Source organism: Macrococcus lamae (assembly GCF_004359545.1).
In the GTDB taxonomy this organism is placed as follows: Bacteria; Bacillota; Bacilli; order Staphylococcales; family Staphylococcaceae; genus Macrococcus; species Macrococcus lamae.
The window spans coordinates 79,731-98,338 of record NZ_SCWB01000006.1; the positions used below are offsets into that span (position 1 = coordinate 79,731).

Below are 18,608 nucleotides of genomic sequence, written 5' to 3' on the forward strand. Positions count from 1 at the left end.
TTATTTAGCTATGATGATCTTATGGTATTTCAATGTGCCGTAATGCTGATTTTCAACATTCTTCAATCCTTCAGGCAGGAAAAACAATCGCCGTTTTTCATAGAGTGGGATGAAATAATCTTCTTCGATTAAATCAGTCATATATTTTTCCGCTGAATTTTTAAATTCATGAAATGATAGATTTTTACTCATGTTCAGAAATTTCTTCGACTTCTTAAGTGGCTGATACCATTCTTTAAACTTGCTATAGGTCAGCAGATTGATTGTTTTTAAAGGCTGCGATTGATGATAGTATTCATCCAGCCATACAAAATCTGCATCCATATCAGTAAGATGACTCTGAATAAACTCCATGTGCTTAAAGTCAATACGCTTAACAGGCACATTGGCCAGGGTCAATGCCTGTTCAACCAGCTTCATATGTTCACTTGACAATTCATCAACTGCCATAGTCACTGGCTTTTCAAATGAAGGTATCGTACCAGTCCATACTTCTTCAATTTGCTTCCATTCTTTTTTATACATACTGTCTGCTGCCGCATTGTTGTCAAAAAACAACAGGATAATATGCTTTATATAATGACGTTGTCTTTGTGACAACCCGTCCGGCTTCGGGTTGAATAGTATGAATTCATTCCCGGCATAGAAATTGTAAGCTTCCTTATAATAGCTCGCTATTTTCTCCTGCCTGGCATTAAACTTTTTTTCCAGAAAATATATCGTTTTAATATCGGGTAACACCGGTAGAAAAAATGGATTTACTTTCAGTACAATTTGTCGGGCATCATGCTGATGCAAACGGTAAGGTCCGGTGCCAATCAATACTTGTCCTTCCCTTTTATAGATTGAACTGAACGGTTCCGCGAGCATGTACTTAATGTTTAAATACGGATGTCTGAAATCAATAGCCAGATGATAATCATCTATTATATCAATTGATTTAATCAATCTGAATATGTACTGAAAATTACTCTCTTCCTTTAGAAAGGTAAGCACATCTTTGATATGAACACTCGTCATCAGTATTCCATCAGCAAAAAAGACGTTTTTCTTGAGATAGAGATGAAGTGCATTGTCCTGCCATTCGTCATAACGTAACAGCTGATATTTCAACTCTCCTTCTTCAGTCTTTGTATATAGCGTTTCAAAAGTCTGCAGCATAATATGAACACTGGTAAGATCTTTTGAGTACGCAGGATGTATGAGCTTTGGAATTTCGTACACGTAGTCCACTATTGACAGATCACTGAGTTCATTGTTCTTATCTTCATACTGCTCCATTAATTTGATTTTCAATGTCTCACGAACATGCTCTGTCCATGGGAGCATTAAATATTCTTTTATTTCACTTAATGTTAACGTATCTCTATTATTGAGAAGTTCAAACAGCAATATCTGCTCAATATCTTTGATAAATTCTATCTTCAGTTTATTTCCTCTTCCCTGTCCGGGATTATACACTATGTAGTCTTGATCTTCCCAAGTCTTCAGCAGTCTTGACATCTGCCTTGAAGAAATTTCGAGAATATCTCCTAACTGATGGATGTCTAAATCTTTTTGTTCAGCTAATTCTTTAATGATGAGCATTCTTTTATCAATCATTCCATCACCTGCTCATTATCCTTTACAATGATTTTGCTATAGTCGATAAGTCCTTGCTGCGTAATGACGATATTGCGGAAATTCTCAGGAAAGCTGAACTGTCTTGCTGTGACACTTATGGGAATAACGAGTGCCTGTTGTGCCAGGAAGCGTTCATAGCGTTGTTCTGCGTACGTCCAGTACTGGGAATGTTTATCCATGTAAATACGAATCAACTGACGGCTTTCCTTAAGATTATAGTACCATTCCTTGAACTTGCCGAATCTCAGACGTTGATAATATGATAAATCGGCAGGAATCACCTCTTTAGTCATAACCATGTCAACATTATAGTAATTAAGATTCGTGTACATATACGTATGAAACTCATCTTCTGTCACTTCAACGGGCACACCTCGCGTCTTTAAATAATCTACCATTTGCTGTTCGTTATCTTTGATTCCGAGAAGGAGAATTCTGACCGGCTTCGTAAAAACTTGTTCCGAAGGGTTCTGCCTGCCCATAAAGTGTTTATAGCTGTCAAAAAGCCGCTTTTCAACTGAAGAATCATGCTGCATTGTTTTATCAAAAAACGCTAGAATTAAGTGAGTCAAGTACATTCTTTGAAGAATATTGACTCGACTGTATGGGTTAAACAACAGCATAGTTTTAGTCAGCATTTTACTGACTTTATTATTATCTAGTTGCTGATTCTGATATATCAGCTGATACTTCTTCTGATCGCTGACAAGATAAAGTGTGCTGATGTCATGCTCACCTTTGAAGTGAAAGAAGTTGGTTCTCAAAGTCATCATTTCTTCATTCTGCTTAGCTACATAGTATGGACCGGTTGTCAGAAGTATTCCTTGCTCTTCCCGGTATATACTAGCATCGAGATTAGAAAGAAGATATTTAATTGAATCCGTCTGATGATTCATTTCGATAGCTAGTGTATAGACCCCTGCAGTAGTAACTGATACGACATTACAGAAATCATCCGAACGGTCGAATAGCTGTTTAAGACAGCATACTACATCTTCTGCAAACAGTCCCCGACCATCTGAGAATTTAATCGTCCTTAATAGATGGATAATCAGTGTATTATCTTTCCACTCGTCGTATATTACAAGTTCCGGATTTAAATTACCGTAGCTATCAAGTTCATACAAACGACTCATCGTATTTAATACGATAGTATCAATTGTATGATCCGACTCATTCAATGGATGAAAACTTTCGGGGATGTAATTAATAGTGTCTGTATAAATATAACCTTGTTTCATAGAATTGCTCTGATCATAAGTATACAAAGTTTCCTGGACTACGGATGTTATCAGATTCTTTGACTTTTTGGATAATGGTAATGTCAATATCTCATCTATATCAGAAATTGAACGTTCATTAATAGTCATTAAGTATTCATTGATAAACCGCTGTTCAACATCTACCTTAAATAAAATGGTTGATTCATTTCCTCTTCCTTCTCCTGCTACATATTCTATAATATTCTGTTCTTCCCACTTCTTTAATAGTCTAGTCAGCTGCCGGGACGATATATTCATATATTCTGCCAGATCTTCTCTACTACCGTTATGATGGGCGACAAAATGATTTAGCATCAATAATTTCTCGTCTATTATCATCACCCTGTTTCCACTACATTCTACATTTTAATTATTCTAATCTAAATAATACTTCATCTATTCCCGAATTTCTGAGAATAACAACAAAAAAAAAGAATTTAAATAAAATAAGTATAATTTTTATAACAATTGGTAACTTGATTTTAAATTGTGCCATTTTTAATAAATATTTTTAATTAAAAATTTATTAATTTTTATTAATTTTTATTAAATAAGAAAATTCATTAAATTTTATTTTATTAAAAATCTAAAAGATGACATCTCGAATCAAATTGACACTTTTTAATCAAAACAAGTTGTATTAGTATCATAACGTAAGAGAAAAAGATGATTAAAATTTAAATTTTTTTTAATTATTCTAATTCCGACTATAAAGGTGGGCTATTATGCACTTAATTCTTAATATATTATGGGGATTCCTTATTTTTTACCCCATTACAATGTCTATGGTTTATCTCGTTGGATCTATATTATATTTCTTCATTATAGAAAGAAAACTTAAAAAGGGAGAGGACATGTCCAGCAGTGAAGGCATCACTTTCATGATTCCCTGTTATAATGAAGGGGATACTATAGAAGAAACGATAAAAAACCTTGAAGCTCTCTCCTATCCAAAAAAGGAAATTATTATCGTCAACGATGGCAGCTCAGATAATACATCTGAAACAGTAAAAGAGCTTAATAAAATATACAATTTCAGATTTGTTGACTTACCTGAAAATCAAGGTAAGGCACAAGCATTGAATACAGCCGTTAAATTCGCTAAATACGATTACATTATGTGTATTGATGCGGACACACTTATAGAAGACGATGCACCTTATTATATGGTCAATCATTTTGTAAAAGATCCTACTTTAGGTGCAGTGACAGGAAATCCGCGGATCCGGAACAAATCTTCATTGCTCGCTAAAATTCAAACCATTGAATATGCTAGTATGGTCGGTAGTATTAAGCGGGCTCAGACAATGAACGGTTATGTAAATACTATCTCCGGTGTCTTTACACTTTTCAACAAAAAAGCGTTGGAAGCAGTAAATTACTGGGATATTGATATGATCACTGAAGATATCGCTGTTTCGTGGAAGTTCCATCTCGCAGGTTACGGTATTCGTTATGAGCCACGTGCCTTATGCTGGATGTTAGTTCCAGAGACTGTCAGTGGATTATGGAAACAACGTGTCAGATGGGCACAGGGTGGTCACGAAGTACTGCTTAGAGACTTCAAAGCTATGCTTAAAAAGCCAAACTTCTTCCTCTGGTTCTTATTCATAGAACAAATTATCTCAGTCGTATGGGTGTACAGCATCTTACTACTGCTATTTCTCTCATTGCTAAACATCAACTTTCTTGATTTCTATTATTATGAATATCAGTTCACGTTGTTCCTGCTATCGTCGTTCCTGCTGACATTCACTAATATTATTCAGTTTTCTGTCGCTCTATTTATCGATTCAAAATATGAGCGTAAAAATTGGATCTACATCTTCTTTTTAAGCTGGTATCCAACATTTTACTGGTTCATTAACGCACTCGTTGTTATATTCGCGTTACCAAAAGCAATGAAGCGTAAGAAAGGAGCGTTTGCCACATGGTCAAGTCCGGACAGAGGGAATATCCAGTCGTAAAATCAAAGTTAAATATCTTAAGGGAAACAATCCTATTTATTTGCTCATTAATATTATGGGCGTATTGCATGATTGTATTTGTTATATTTGGTGCAGCGCTCCTCGGCATAGAAACACATTTGATGCAGTTAATCAGAACGATATTAAATGTAGAGCGTAGTGAGCTGCAAAATTTATTTAAAATGCTGTTCAGCGGTTTATGTATTATCACTGCCTATATGTTATTTGCCTACACATATCATTCGGTGAAGAGACGAGGGAAATCAGTTGAAAATCATTAAACTGCTTATCATAGTGCTGATTCTATTGACAGCTATTGATGTGCGTCATGCTGACGCTGCTGAGAAAATGTCCAAAGACAAGAATTCCTGTCTCGCACTCAATTATCACCGTGTACGTCAAGGAAATCTGCTGGATACTCTACTGATGATCTTCTCAAACAGCAAAGAGCTTAAAAATTACAGTGTTACAAACAAGGAGCTCGGTCAGCAGTTAAAGTGGCTGAAAGAACAAGATGCTAACTTCGTTACTTTAGATGAGTTCACTAAATATAAAAAAGCAGGAAAATTCCCTGCAAAATGCGTCTGGATCAACTTCGATGATATGGACAGCTCTATATATAAATATGGACAGCCCGTGCTTAAAGAATATAATGTGCCCGCAACCGGTTTCGTTATTACTGGAGAAGTCGGAAATGACAACTTCCATAATCTGCAGATGTCTGATACAGAGGAACTGAAGAAAATGAAAGACAGCGGGTTATGGACATTCGCGACGCATACGAACAAACTTCATACTCTAACTAAAGAAGGCTCTATTTTTGTGAAGCCTGAGAACAGATCTAAAGTACAAGTTGACATTCAAAAAAGTATTGATTATCTTCACCGTGAGTTCAATGAAGACGTAACAGCCATTGCTTATCCTTATGGGCAGATCAATGACGAGACGATAGACGAGCTAAAACAGACACCTATTAAATATGGGTTTACGTTGCAGGAACAATCCGTTACTAAGAAGACGGACAATATGAAAATACCACGTATTTTAGTTAACAACAGCTCATTTGAAGAAGTTGTCAAGAAATGGGAGGGATTCAAATGAGCGTAAAACCTCGCCGTATCGAGCTGAATTATTTAAGGGTATTCCTCTGTATGCTGATTATCACAACTCACATATTGACAGAATATGCTGTTTCCAACGAACCTGATGACTTTCAAATTAAAGTCCTCTACTGGATCAGAATGATTGTAATTGTCGGAACACCAGGTTTCATCATTCTTTCACAGCTATTAGTCACGTTGAATTACAAAGAAACACTGCCAAGAAATTACTTAATCTCTCGTGTCCAGTTTATATTGCTTCCCTATCTAGTGATGGGAATGTTCTATAGTTACAGTGAAAGTGAAGACAGAAACATATCGTTCATGTCACAGTTTTATGAGAACATCATCCTTGGCAACTGGTATGGCTATTTCGTAATCGTCATCATGCAGTTCTATCTGCTGAACTATCTTATCTATAAGATCAATCCTGCAATACTCGGTTCTAAGTTAGCACTGATACTATCCATTATCGTCAATGCCGTTTATTTATACGCTTATGAGTTTGTTGAACCTGTGAAAACATTCATGGATGCGCATTATCCAATCAGTTTCAATACATTCATACTCGGCTGGATCAGCTATTACTTCATCGGATCATATATCGGACTGAACTATGATGCAATTCTAGAATTCCTTGAGAAACATCTTACATTGCTGCTAGTAGGCACAGTGCTGTCCTTCCTGCTATTTATATTCGGCAGAGAGCATGACTACTGGAACGTCACGAGCTACAACTTTGCAACGATACTCTACACAGCCTGTCTGTTCTTACTACTCATTAAATTCAGTACGATATTTAAAACATTCATGGCAAACACAGTCGCGCAAGTCAGTGCCTATTCATTCTTCATCTACTTATTGCATCCTATCATACTGGATGCCATATTCTCATATACACAGCGCTTCCAAGGGCATACACTTATCTTTATCCCTATCACCTTACTCATCGTCATCGGATGCTGTATCGGTATAGGATCCGTGTTGAAAGAGTTCCCAATCTTTAAATATGTGATGGGTAAACAACCCTATCGGTTATAAGAAAAAACGGAAATCCCATTTGCGGAATTTCCGTTTTTCTGCTGTGATTTTGACTAACGATTAGATTAAATATCATTAAATGTGCAGCTGCCAGTAATAAAACCCACCGATTACTAAGCCGATAATCAATGCTACACTGATGATTTTAGAAACTGCGATTCTTTTTCCGACAGGATTGAGCAGTGTGTTAAAGAACAATCCGATTAAGACGGTCAATACGATGCATATGATTAATGTTGAAAAGAGTACTGCCATTATCGTACCTCCTTACCGAATGTTTTAGATGATATATTTTTTCTCATCCAGTTATTGATGTATTTTGCAGTCTGCTCTTTCTGCGATGTGTAAATACTATGTTTACTATCTTTCACAACAATCAGCTCTGCTGATAAGTGCTTAAGAAACTGTTCAATACTTTTTTCTCGAACTTCATTATACTCTGCAGGCAAATCGCTTCTCAGCAGTAATACCGGTACTTTAATATTTTCAAGCAGCTCATAATCCGGATAATTTGATGCCCCTTTAACATAGTTAACAGCCACTTCAGCCGGCATATTGAAGTATAATTTTCCGTCTTTTTCAACTAACAGTCTTCTGTCGATTAATGCAGTTTCTTCTGATTCACCCTGCTCTTTCATCTTGTTATAGTATTCGTCTTCATTCTCAAATAACAGATTTTCTATGTAAGCTTTCGTATTGTTTAGCTCTTCTTCCAAGCTATAATTCGGGAATAATGACGGAACAATGTATCCTCCGTCTAATGAAATGCAGGATAGAACAGGATAACACAAAGCGTATTCAAACATATAATGTGCACCCATAGAATGAGCAGCTATGTGAAAATTACTTAAACCAATATGCTCAACAAAGTCGTGGAGCCAATGCGCTAAATTCTTTGGTTGATAGAAGTCTTCATCAAAACTGAACGAACTTTCTCTTCTAGCTGGCAGATCAACCGCTATTAAATGATAATGATTAAGTTCTCTCATCAGAGGAAGAAAGTTTAAAGCAGTAGACCCAAAACCATGTATCAGTAAAATAGTAGCATCATCTTTTGAGCCAGATTCGAAATAACTTACTTTGCGCTTATTAACTGCGGTAACTTTGTATGCTACACCTTCTCCTAGTAAGTTATTGTTCATTATAAAACTCCTTAAACAGCAATTCATTTGAATCTAATAGATCATAGTTCTAAAACGTTGCCTGTAGATCAATATTGTTAGCCTCTGTTTCACTTCATTCTAAAAGATCATAGTTCTAAAACCCCGCGCAATCCGCTTCTTCTCCTGATCCGTTTCACTTCATTCTAAAAGATCATAGTTCTAAAACTCAGGAGCACCACAATTTAGTCAGGCTTAGTTTCACTTCATTCTAAAAGATCATAGTTCTAAAACTATCTGACTGCTGAAAATCTTCGACAAATGTTTCACTTCATTCTAAAAGATCATAGTTCTAAAACCCTTGATGACGTTTGTACTGGAATTGATGCGTTTCACTTCATTCTAAAAGATCATAGTTCTAAAACAGTGTGTAAATCAGGATATCGCCTTCCTCAGTTTCACTTCATTCTAAAAGATCATAGTTCTAAAACAAGTCGAGATTATCAGCTTCAATATAGATGGTTTCACTTCATTCTAAAAGATCATAGTTCTAAAACGTGACAAATGGTGGCTCATCATTCCACGTTGTTTCACTTCATTCTAAAAGATCATAGTTCTAAAACCGTTTTTTAATCCATCAACAATTTTAAGAAGTTTCACTTCATTCTAAAAGATCATAGTTCTAAAACAAGAATCTTATGATGAGAACGGTGTAGGTGTTTCACTTCATTCTAAAAGATCATAGTTCTAAAACGACATCATTGATCACAGTCATTATATAAATGTTTCACTTCATTCTAAAAGATCATAGTTCTAAAACGCTAGGTAGTACACCACCTGTAAATAGCGCGTTTCACTTCATTCTAAAAGATCATAGTTCTAAAACTTCGACACAACAGAGCGCGCGGCTCGCACGTTTCACTTCATTCTAAAAGATCATAGTTCTAAAACTATGTGCCTTTTACAAACTCATAAGGTACGTTTCACTTCATTCTAAAAGATCATAGTTCTAAAACAGTTTGTGTGAACGCATTGTCGCTGTGATGTTTCACTTCATTCTAAAAGATCATAGTTCTAAAACTATGTATATGAAGTGGACTTGGAACTCGAGTTTCACTTCATTCTAAAAGATCATAGTTCTAAAACTATTATCGGCGATGCAACGTCTAAAGCGAGTTTCACTTCATTCTAAAAGATCATAGTTCTAAAACACACTATTCGCATAGTATCAGCAAGTCCTCGTTTCACTTCATTCTAAAAGATCATAGTTCTAAAACTCTCTATCGCCTTAATCGTCTTCTCTAGGTGTTTCACTTCATTCTAAAAGATCATAGTTCTAAAACAACTGTTGCAAGGGTTTATTCGTAACATTTGTTTCACTTCATTCTAAAAGATCATAGTTCTAAAACACCAGGTCGACTCGAACAACATCCTGCCACGTTTCACTTCATTCTAAAAGATCATAGTTCTAAAACTCAGTTGGTAGTGCCGTGTGTCGGTTACTGGTTTCACTTCATTCTAAAAGATCATAGTTCTAAAACCCGTATTGAGTGTCTTCATATAAACTCATAGTTTCACTTCATTCTAAAAGATCATAGTTCTAAAACATATTATTATGCTCAGGAATCCATTCTCTCGTTTCACTTCATTCTAAAAGATCATAGTTCTAAAACTTCTTGTATTAACTATATCACCATTTTGGTGTTTCACTTCATTCTAAAAGATCATAGTTCTAAAACAGAGCCTTTGACGACCCTGTAGAAGTGTTTGTTTCACTTCATTCTAAAAGATCATAGTTCTAAAACCTATAGACACCGTAGTAAATCCTGTTCATCGTTTCACTTCATTCTAAAAGATCATAGTTCTAAAACTCTCGATAGAGGGTCAGCGTGCTATTGATCGTTTCACTTCATTCTAAAAGATCATAGTTCTAAAACATGCTGTCCAGAACTTTGTTCATCAGTTTGTTTCACTTCATTCTAAAAGATCATAGTTCTAAAACTGCAGCGGTCCAATATATTTTCATAGGTCTGTTTCACTTCATTCTAAAAGATCATAGTTCTAAAACGCGTATTCGTTATAGATGTCTTCTGCCTGTGTTTCACTTCATTCTAAAAGATCATAGTTCTAAAACAAAGAGCGCAAGCCAGCTGCATCTCATTCAGTTTCACTTCATTCTAAAAGATCATAGTTCTAAAACACTTTTATAACAGGTAGTATCAACGTATTAGTTTCACTTCATTCTAAAAGATCATAGTTCTAAAACAGTCCATTTGCGGTGTTTGTAATCTGTTTCGTTTCACTTCATTCTAAAAGATCATAGTTCTAAAACAAAGAAGTATAAGGAAATACTTGATGAAGTGTTTCACTTCATTCTAAAAGATCATAGTTCTAAAACCTCAAATAACGAATATATAGGTTTCAAACCATGCTTTATAATGAAAGTGAGGTATAGTGTATAGTTACTTATTATTATACATCATCAGTATTCATTGATAAATTTAATGTATCTTTCATCTTTAATAATAGGATTAGCAGTAAATTCATTTATTGCGATTTGCTTAATGACTTTCGCATCAATCGTATCTTCAGGAAACATTGCTTTTAACTCTTCTCTAACTTGATTAATATCGAATAAAGTCATATTCTGTTTACTCAGAGCTAAATTATCCGCTTCTAACATAAAATAAGGATGATTTGTCACTATTATAGTTGTCATATCGTAACTTCTAACCAAATCAAGAAAACTCTTCATATCTCTCACGCCTAAATTTGCTTCAGGAAATAATAAGAACAATATGTTTTCCTTCTTTTTATCCATCAACAAGTCAATACATGCTTTTCGTGCTTGTACCGCATTTAAGTTACTGAAATCATTATGTACATCTATTTTAAATAACTTTAGAAATTGTTTGAATTGTAATTGTGTTTCATCTAACTCAATTTGATATTGTTCATCATTGATTTTTACTAGTGAAGTCAATCTCCCGATTTCACGTTCAATCTTTTCATAAACTTTTCCTATATCCTCACTACCCATGCAATCATGCTCAATTCTTTTCAACAAAGCATCTTTCATCTGTTTTTCTGATATTAAATCCAATGTGCCACAATTAATCACAATACTATGAAAGGACTTTACATTAACAGTGGAGATATCTTCATCGATAAGTTCGCTGAACAGGTCATCTCCGTCTTCTTTAGAACAAAGATAATTCAGCAAGTTTCGGATAAACTCATTGCATTGATAGGTATCTTCAAAAGCTATGACATTAAGTTCCTTTTCATTAATATCAATGACTGCCGAAAGGTTGCTCGCAATCTTCATAGTTCAATCACTCGATCTGTTCGAAGTCCTATCATCCCTTGAGGCGCCTCTCCAACTAGATAAGCCATTTCACTGAACTGCTTTTCTGTCACAGTTAATGTCTGAACTGTCCCGTTGAGTGGCACTTCTCTTTTCAACTTATTCATCTGATGTAATAGTGTTCCTCTATTAAAAATTAACTTACTATAAATCGAATATTGAATTCTTACGTATCCCTCATTGGTTAAATATTTAACAAAATGTCGATAAGCACGTCTTTCTCTTGAAGTATCTACTGGTAAGTCAAACATAACAAATAGCCTCAAATATTTCGCCTCCATGTATATCCCCTTTAATACTTCCAACTTGGAAATTTAATATATTTCTCATTTCCAGTTGATAAATATTTAAATACACTTTCAACATAAATCTCAATGGCATTGACTAAATAGTACATCTTATTATTTATTACTACTTTTTGATTTAAGACATTTGCAATTTTTCGCTTTTCTTCTTTTTCAAACTGGTCATCAATTACTTTTAACACTGTTGAATCAATAAGTGGTCGCATGACTTCCATTAAATCAGAAGCAAGATTGTATAGATTAAACTCGTTTCTATGTTTGATTCCTATTTCAGTTAGGTATCCTTTACTGACAATTGTTCTCGCAAATATGGCCATGAGAATTTGATAACCATAATCTAATGCGGCATTTTTAGCATGTTCAGTATCACGTGTGATTTCATTGCTAAAGAATAAATTGAAATATACTTTAGCTGCGTGTCCTTCTCTATTTGAATAGTCGCCTAGTTCTGTATCATCAATATATTCATCAAATATCGTTAAATTTAATTGTCTATAATAATGGTTTAATAGTTGTTTTTGATTGGCGATTTTCTTTTGAATAATTAACTGCCAGAGTCGTTCTTTATAATTTTTTTGCCAACCAAATTGCTGCTCAATCAATCTAGACTGACGGTGATGACCATATACTGCCTGAAGGAAAGTTTGTGGCAAATGATTTTTACCACAAATGATAGTCATTATCTTATTTTCAGTAAGTGCATTCATTAAATGACCTGTAATTATAATGTTCGGATTTTCAATAATTAAACAAGAAATTTCTCCAATAGGGATTTGTGCTAAAGTATCTGATTTCACAACAAGGTGATTCATCCTTAATGAAAGTTTAGACTCCTTTGTAATCACTACTGTACGAAAACTCATTTCATTGACTCCGCTAATTTAAATAACGACTTAGGTTTTGTAGATCTTAGTCCAGTAATAGATTGATATTGAATTTTAGCTTTTTGCTCTTTACCAAAAAATGTTGTGTCAGACAAACTATTCATTCTACCTCCTAAGTAATCGGACCGACCAGCATTTGCTCCTACTACTTTAAAGACTTCTTTCATACATTTTTGGTAATCTTCTAACGTCATCTCAGTCGTTTCAAAATAATCCATTATTTTTTCTTTTTTCTGCTCTGAATTTTTTTTCGGTAAGAGATGTGGATAATCTGTTATCATTTTTTCAGCTATTTTTTTGTAAAGACCATTCATTTCTTCAGCATTTAGTTTAGAATAATCACTTAATGAATTTTTTAAACGAAGCTGTTCATCAATGGTTAATTCAAATTGTTTACCGTTAATAACTTCACCACTTGATACAAAATAACAGGGATGTCCATTTAAGTAGATTAAATTCCCTTTATTAACTTCAAATAAATATTTTGCTTCTACAACCTCATTTTTAGAATCTCGTTTTGCTAAGTAAAACGCTAAATCATGCTCTGATAAATTTTTATTTTGATAACTTTCAATAACTAATTCGTCTATGATGCTATATCTTCCATTGATTTTCCCTTTTTTATTTTTTTCTTTATAGAATATGGCGTGAGACTTAAGTACTTTCATTTCTTTATATATAGCAAAACTAGTTTTTTCTGAATCATATTTTGCTTTATTTACTTTAGGAGAAAATGCTTGTTGTTTATAAAAAGCGCTTTCTTGAGCTCCTGTTTTTCTGACATAATTAAATTTAAAACGATCAATGTCCATTTTAATTTTTGATATTAAAAATTCTCCGGGTGATAGTTCAAGATTTTCTATGCCTTTCAAGAAAAAGAAATCATCCTTTTTTTGCTTCTGGTTTAAATCTTCTCCCATTGCTTTCCACTTTTCAATTACTTTTTCACGCTTAAAGTTAAAATCAAAAAAGTCTGTTGTTGGGTATAATACTCTTCCAGCTTGATAAACCACGCCATTCAAATAGGCATCCACAGCATGATGACTGTCATTTAATTCTCGGATTTTTGGGATTTCAAATTTCTTTCTAAAATCACTTACAAAGCGTGATTTCATTGAAATTACTTTCGTTTTTGGATATTCTTCTATTAAGAAATCTCTCACGTGTGATGAAATTTGTCTTGTCTCTATAAGCTGTCTCTGTATAAATCCTTCTTTATCAAGTTCAGTTAATGTAGGTTTCATCAACTTAGACAGCTTACTACTACTGATAAGGCCATTATCATTCAATTTCTTCCAGTAGCTGATCATAGCTCCTTTATTATTTTCAGCCATCTTCTCAAGCGGTAGAGCGTCACCTGATTTGTGCTGATTCGCTGTTTTTAATACAAGTACTTTATTATTAATACTGTCATCTTTCAGTAAGCGCTGTGGATATATATGATCTGTCTCATATAAATGATTTCCCTTATCAGCCATCAATTTATCAATATCAATTCGCTGACCAGTGTACATACATTTACCATTCTGTGAAAGATATAGCCACAATTTGTCTTCTTTAAAGTTAAAGTCAGTTCCAGCTGCTTCTTCTATCACCATTTTGTATTCGTCAATTGAATTTAAACCGTTATTCTTTATAGTGTCTTCCCAAATCTGCTTTCTTGATTTTTGTTTCTTACCTTTTTCACCGTCTTCTCTCGCAAACTCCATGACTATTTCAGATGGTTCTCCAAATATTGAAACTAATTCCCTGACTATCTCAAGTGTATTCCAAATTCCTTTTTTTAGTGCCGGAGAAGTTGCAAGCGCCGCTACATCATTGTAACGTACCAGCTGATGTTCTATATGGTTTTCATCAGCTATAAAATCTTTAAATCCATAATCTTTGCTTGTAATGATCTCCATGAAGTTCTGATCTGTTCTTCTAAGTAAATTAATGACTGAATGACCTCTATAATCCGTGTTTAAAAGTCTGCTGCTTACTCTTCCCCATCCTGAGTAATTAAGTTTCTTCAAGGCTTCTACTTGGTTTTTCGTAAGCTCTGGATAACTTTTTTCAATTTTTTCGGCCAATATTTTTTTGTCTTCAAAAATAGTAATCCATAATACAAGTTCTTCAATCATTTCATAATTTCCTTCTATATCCCCAATAATTCTATTCATATCCTGGTAAGTTGAAAGCTTAGAAGTAAACTTAGTCTCGTCTTGTGTACCAAATATTTTTAACTTCTCATCAACCGAATAAAAATGTAAACGGTGTTCTGTTTTTTTCATCTTATCTAGCAAAGTCTTATGTGTCACAGTTTTGTTTTTCTTAAATATTTCATCGAATACATATTTCTTTATGTTTGATTCCAGTCGATACTTTTTGTGCTTTGCGGCATTTTCCGGTCTAATCTGGATACCATTCAATTCATTTAATACTTCCATTTCTTGATACAGCAAGCTGTGTTTCGGCAATACATCTTCATTTATTAAATATGTGCATTTATTCGTCATTTTCCGGATGAACTTTTCTGCACTAACAGAACGATTAATGATCTTATCGAAATTCCAGGGTGTGATTCTCTCGTTACTTTCTCTTACCATCCATCCAAATTTCTGATTATCTGATTGTTTGACCAAAGGACCTACATAATAAGGAATTCTGAATCTAATGAGACTTAAAACTTTACCGATCATTTCATCTGTAATCTCTTTATGATATTGTTGCTGATTCTTTAAAATAATTTCTGCTTCATATAAATTATTTTGCATAGGTATACTTGAATTATCAACTGTATTCAATACTCTTAAAAGCTTATCTTCCTCAAGTTTTTGACTATATGGATGATTATCATCAATATGCTTTTTCAGTTCCTTTTTCAATTCTTCATATTTAGTTTTTGGATGCTTTAAGTATCTATCAAATAGACATAATTTTTTATAGTTCTCGTCATTTGGCAACTCTTCATAGTTTCTAATGGCTTCCTTAGAAGATACAAAGATATCAGTGAATAATTTTTTAGTCTTATCTTTTTTATAAATGATGTCCTTAACATTTTTCAGTTCTTCTTTAAATCTATTGTAATCATTGACCTTAGATTCTGAAATACATGCCGCATTTTTTAAAATCTCTTCTAAAACCAACGACATATAGACCTTATTACCAAGGTCAATAAAATCACGCTGTTCCTGCGTCAGTTGTTCACTCATCGATTCTGTAAAATCTCCGGTTAATGTATAAGATTTCTTTTCTTCTTTGAGTTCTTCATAGTTCTCCATACCTACAAACAATCCAAATTCTTTAAAAGTCATCCCTAATAACATTCTAAATACTTCTGATAGAGCCTTATGTAACTTGCTTAATTGTTTCCAGCGATCATTACGCGTCGATTCATCTTGCTTCAATATCTTATAAAATTTTTCTAATTCAGAGTCATCAATCTTTAAATTTATTTCGTTCAATGTTTCAAAACTTTCGATTAATTCTTTTAAATCATTGACTCCTTCATTACCAGTTCTTTGACTTAAATCCAGTTGATCGAACAAGAAATGACCACGATATTTAACGAGATGATATAAAGCTATATATATTAATTCAGGATCAAATTTCTTTTTTTCATTGAGGATAGCATTTTGCAAATGATAGATTGTTGGGTATTCTCTTTCATTTTCCCCTAAATACTTCAGCACTTCTGTTAAAGACTTACCCTGAAAGTCATGATTAATATTTTTCCATTGTGAAATTTTTTCATATTTATAGAAGTTAGGATTTTTGACAAGAGGTACCAACACCTCCTGGAGTAAACCTAGTCGTTTTATTCGGCGATTATATCTCCTTCTTGCTCCCCTTTGAAGACGTCTCTCCATTGCAGTATTTGCAGATTCAAATGTAAGAACTCCAATTGCATCTTTGTTATGATATTTCAATATATTAAATTGATAATCCATTGCTGAATAGCCTACACTTGCAGTACCAATGTCTAAACTAAGAATATATGAGGATTTTCTATTTACCATACATTCATCTCCTTTGTTTAATAATGTAAATATATCATTACCATTATATAATGCACACTATATTTTTTGAATATTATAAATAAATTTAATAGTAGATTTATTAAAAAAATTTGTTATAATAATTTTAGAAGTACTTCACTTCATTCTAAAAGATCATAGATAAGTTAAAATAAGCTTAAAGCGTAAAAGTGGTACTCATACCAACACCTCACTGTATCAGTGAGGTTTTTTATTTATTATAAAATGACAAAAAAACACTTCCCAGAATTAACTGGAAAGTGCTGCCTTTTTGTCTTACATCATCCCTGGCATTCCGCCCATGCCGCCCATATCTGGCATTGGTGCTTCTTTTTCCGGAATTTCTGCAACGACTGCTTCTGTTGTTAAGAACATCGCTGCAACTGATGCTGCATTTTGTAATGCTGAACGTGTTACTTTTGTTGGATCAACGATTCCCGCTTCAATCATATTGACCCACTCGTCTGTTGCTGCGTTGTAACCGACACCTGTATCAGCATGTTTTATTTTTTCAACGATGACTGAACCTTCAAGTCCTGCGTTCTCAGCGATTTGACGAATTGGTGCTTCTAGTGCTTTCAGTACAATTTTCACGCCTGTTGCGACGTCTCCTGCTGCTTCGATTTCAGCGACTTTATTGTAGATGGATACTAATGCTGTACCGCCACCTGCAACGATTCCTTCTTCTACTGCTGCACGTGTTGAGTTCAGTGCATCTTCGATACGGAGTTTACGTTCTTTAAGTTCCGTCTCTGTTGCTGCACCGACTTTAATGACTGCAACGCCACCTGCAAGTTTCGCTAAGCGTTCCTGTAATTTTTCTTTATCGAATTCTGATGTAGTCTCTTCGATCTGTGATTTCAATTGTCCAACGCGTGCATCGATGTTATTTGAATCGCCTTTACCTTCAACAATCGTTGTATCATCTTTAGTGACATGTACTCTTGCTGCTGTACCCAGCATGTCGACTGTTGTTTCTTTCAGTTCAAGGCCAAGGTCGTCTGTAATCACTTGTCCACCTGTCAGAATCGCAAGGTCTTCAAGCATTGCCTTACGACGGTCACCGAATCCTGGTGCTTTCACTGCCACTGCTGTGAATGTACCACGTAAGCGGTTCAGTACGATATTAGTCAGCGCATCGCCTTCTACATCTTCAGCGACAATCAGTAACGGACGTGATGTCTGAACGATTTGCTCTAAGACTGGCAGAATGTCCTGGAATGATGAGATTTTCTTATCAGTGATCAGAATGAATGGATTTTCTAAGTCTGCAACCATCTTCTCTGAATCTGTCACCATATAAGGAGATGCATAACCACGGTCAAACTGCATACCTTCTACGACTTCAAGTTCTGTTTTAAAGCCTTTAGACTCCTCGATGGTGATGACACCGTCGTTACCGACTTTCTCCATCGCTTCAGAGATGAACTGACCGATTTCTTCGTCTGCTGCTGAAATGGCCCCGACTTGCGCAATCTCTTCTTTGCTTGATACTTCTTTAGAGATTGATTTTAATTCTTCGAGCGCTACTGTCACTGCTTTGTCGATTCCTTGACGGATGCCGACCGGATTGGCTCCACTTGTGACGTTTTTCAGGCCTTCCTGAATCATCGCCTGTGCAAGGACTGTCGCTGTAGTTGTACCGTCCCCAGCGATTTCATTTGTTTTGTTCGCTACTTCTGCCACGAGTTTCGCACCCATATTTTCGTATGGATCTTCAAGTTCAATTTCTTTCGCGATTGTCACACCGTCATTTGTGATAAGAGGTGCAACAAATTTTTTATCGAGCACGACGTTACGTCCTTTAGGTCCTAAAGTCACTTTAACGGCATTCGCTAATTTATCCACACCTGCCAGCATTGAACGTCTTGCATCTTCTGAAAATTTGATTTCTTTAGCCATTCCAATAAATCCTCCTATTTGATAGTCAGTATATTTAG

At 34.7% G+C, this 18,608-nt stretch carries 13 protein-coding genes and 1 CRISPR repeat array; of the genes, 4 read left to right on the forward strand and 9 right to left on the reverse strand.

What is annotated here, in order from left to right; translation table 11 throughout:
- Together ERX29_RS04745 and ERX29_RS04750 are read right to left on the reverse strand one after the other, a co-directional pair.
- A complete protein-coding gene (locus ERX29_RS04745; RefSeq protein ID WP_133443550.1) occupies positions 1 to 1,602 on the reverse strand; it encodes an ABC transporter substrate-binding protein in 1,602 nt (533 codons plus the stop codon).
- The gene (locus ERX29_RS04750) at positions 1,599 to 3,200 is read right to left on the reverse strand and encodes an SgrR family transcriptional regulator (RefSeq protein WP_165981078.1); all 1,602 of its coding nucleotides are present in this window, start codon (positions 3,198 to 3,200) and stop codon (positions 1,599 to 1,601) included. The genes ERX29_RS04745 and ERX29_RS04750 overlap by 4 nt, the downstream gene beginning before the upstream one ends.
- A gap of 410 nt (positions 3,201 to 3,610) precedes the next feature.
- Between ERX29_RS04750 and pgaC the strand changes: the two genes are divergently transcribed.
- The 4 genes from pgaC to ERX29_RS04770 are packed head-to-tail and all read left to right on the forward strand — an operon-like array spanning position 3,611 to position 6,993.
- Positions 3,611 to 4,852, forward strand: coding sequence for a poly-beta-1,6-N-acetyl-D-glucosamine synthase (gene pgaC / locus ERX29_RS04755; RefSeq protein ID WP_133443552.1), 1,242 nt, complete (start codon positions 3,611 to 3,613; stop codon positions 4,850 to 4,852).
- The gene (gene icaD / locus ERX29_RS04760; RefSeq protein WP_133443553.1) at positions 4,816 to 5,133 is read left to right on the forward strand and encodes an intracellular adhesion protein IcaD; all 318 of its coding nucleotides are present in this window, start codon (positions 4,816 to 4,818) and stop codon (positions 5,131 to 5,133) included. Before pgaC ends, icaD begins: the two co-directional genes overlap by 37 nt.
- Positions 5,120 to 5,953, forward strand: coding sequence for an intercellular adhesin biosynthesis polysaccharide N-deacetylase (gene icaB, locus ERX29_RS04765; RefSeq protein ID WP_243719977.1), 834 nt, complete (start codon positions 5,120 to 5,122; stop codon positions 5,951 to 5,953). The genes icaD and icaB overlap by 14 nt, the downstream gene beginning before the upstream one ends.
- On the forward strand, positions 5,950 to 6,993 hold the full coding sequence (locus ERX29_RS04770; protein ID WP_133443554.1) for an acyltransferase family protein: 1,044 nt from the start codon (positions 5,950 to 5,952) through the stop codon (positions 6,991 to 6,993). The genes icaB and ERX29_RS04770 overlap by 4 nt, the downstream gene beginning before the upstream one ends.
- Positions 6,994 to 7,068: 75 nt before the next feature.
- On the opposite strand, the gene ERX29_RS04775 is transcribed toward ERX29_RS04770, so the two are convergent.
- The 7 genes from ERX29_RS04775 to groL all read right to left on the reverse strand — a co-directional run bounded on the left by ERX29_RS04775 (position 7,069) and on the right by groL (position 18,570).
- Positions 7,069 to 7,248, reverse strand: a complete 180-nt coding sequence (locus ERX29_RS04775; protein ID WP_133443555.1) for a hypothetical protein — start codon at positions 7,246 to 7,248, stop codon at positions 7,069 to 7,071.
- Positions 7,248 to 8,135, reverse strand: a complete 888-nt coding sequence (locus tag ERX29_RS04780) for an alpha/beta fold hydrolase (RefSeq protein ID WP_133443556.1) — start codon at positions 8,133 to 8,135, stop codon at positions 7,248 to 7,250. The genes ERX29_RS04775 and ERX29_RS04780 overlap by 1 nt, the downstream gene beginning before the upstream one ends.
- Before the next feature lie 20 nt (positions 8,136 to 8,155).
- Positions 8,156 to 10,491: direct repeats of the CRISPR family, unit length 36 nt; unit sequence GTTTCACTTCATTCTAAAAGATCATAGTTCTAAAAC.
- Positions 10,492 to 10,575: 84 nt separating this feature from the next.
- Positions 10,576 to 11,421: a hypothetical protein gene (locus ERX29_RS04785; RefSeq protein ID WP_133443557.1), complete on the reverse strand. Its 846-nt coding sequence runs from the start codon at positions 11,419 to 11,421 to the stop codon at positions 10,576 to 10,578.
- Positions 11,418 to 11,711, reverse strand: coding sequence for a CRISPR-associated endonuclease Cas2 (gene cas2 / locus ERX29_RS04790; protein WP_133443558.1), 294 nt, complete (start codon positions 11,709 to 11,711; stop codon positions 11,418 to 11,420). Before cas2 ends, ERX29_RS04785 begins: the two co-directional genes overlap by 4 nt.
- A gap of 41 nt (positions 11,712 to 11,752) precedes the next feature.
- A complete protein-coding gene (cas1, locus tag ERX29_RS04795) occupies positions 11,753 to 12,628 on the reverse strand; it encodes a type II CRISPR-associated endonuclease Cas1 (RefSeq protein ID WP_133443559.1) in 876 nt (291 codons plus the stop codon).
- Positions 12,625 to 16,650: a type II CRISPR RNA-guided endonuclease Cas9 gene (gene cas9 / locus ERX29_RS04800; protein WP_133443560.1), complete on the reverse strand. Its 4,026-nt coding sequence runs from the start codon at positions 16,648 to 16,650 to the stop codon at positions 12,625 to 12,627. The genes cas1 and cas9 overlap by 4 nt, the downstream gene beginning before the upstream one ends.
- A gap of 294 nt (positions 16,651 to 16,944) precedes the next feature.
- Positions 16,945 to 18,570 (reverse strand): chaperonin GroEL, encoded by a 1,626-nt coding sequence (gene groL / locus ERX29_RS04805; RefSeq protein ID WP_133443561.1) that lies wholly within the window; start codon positions 18,568 to 18,570, stop codon positions 16,945 to 16,947.
- Positions 18,571 to 18,608: the final 38 nt, after the last annotated feature.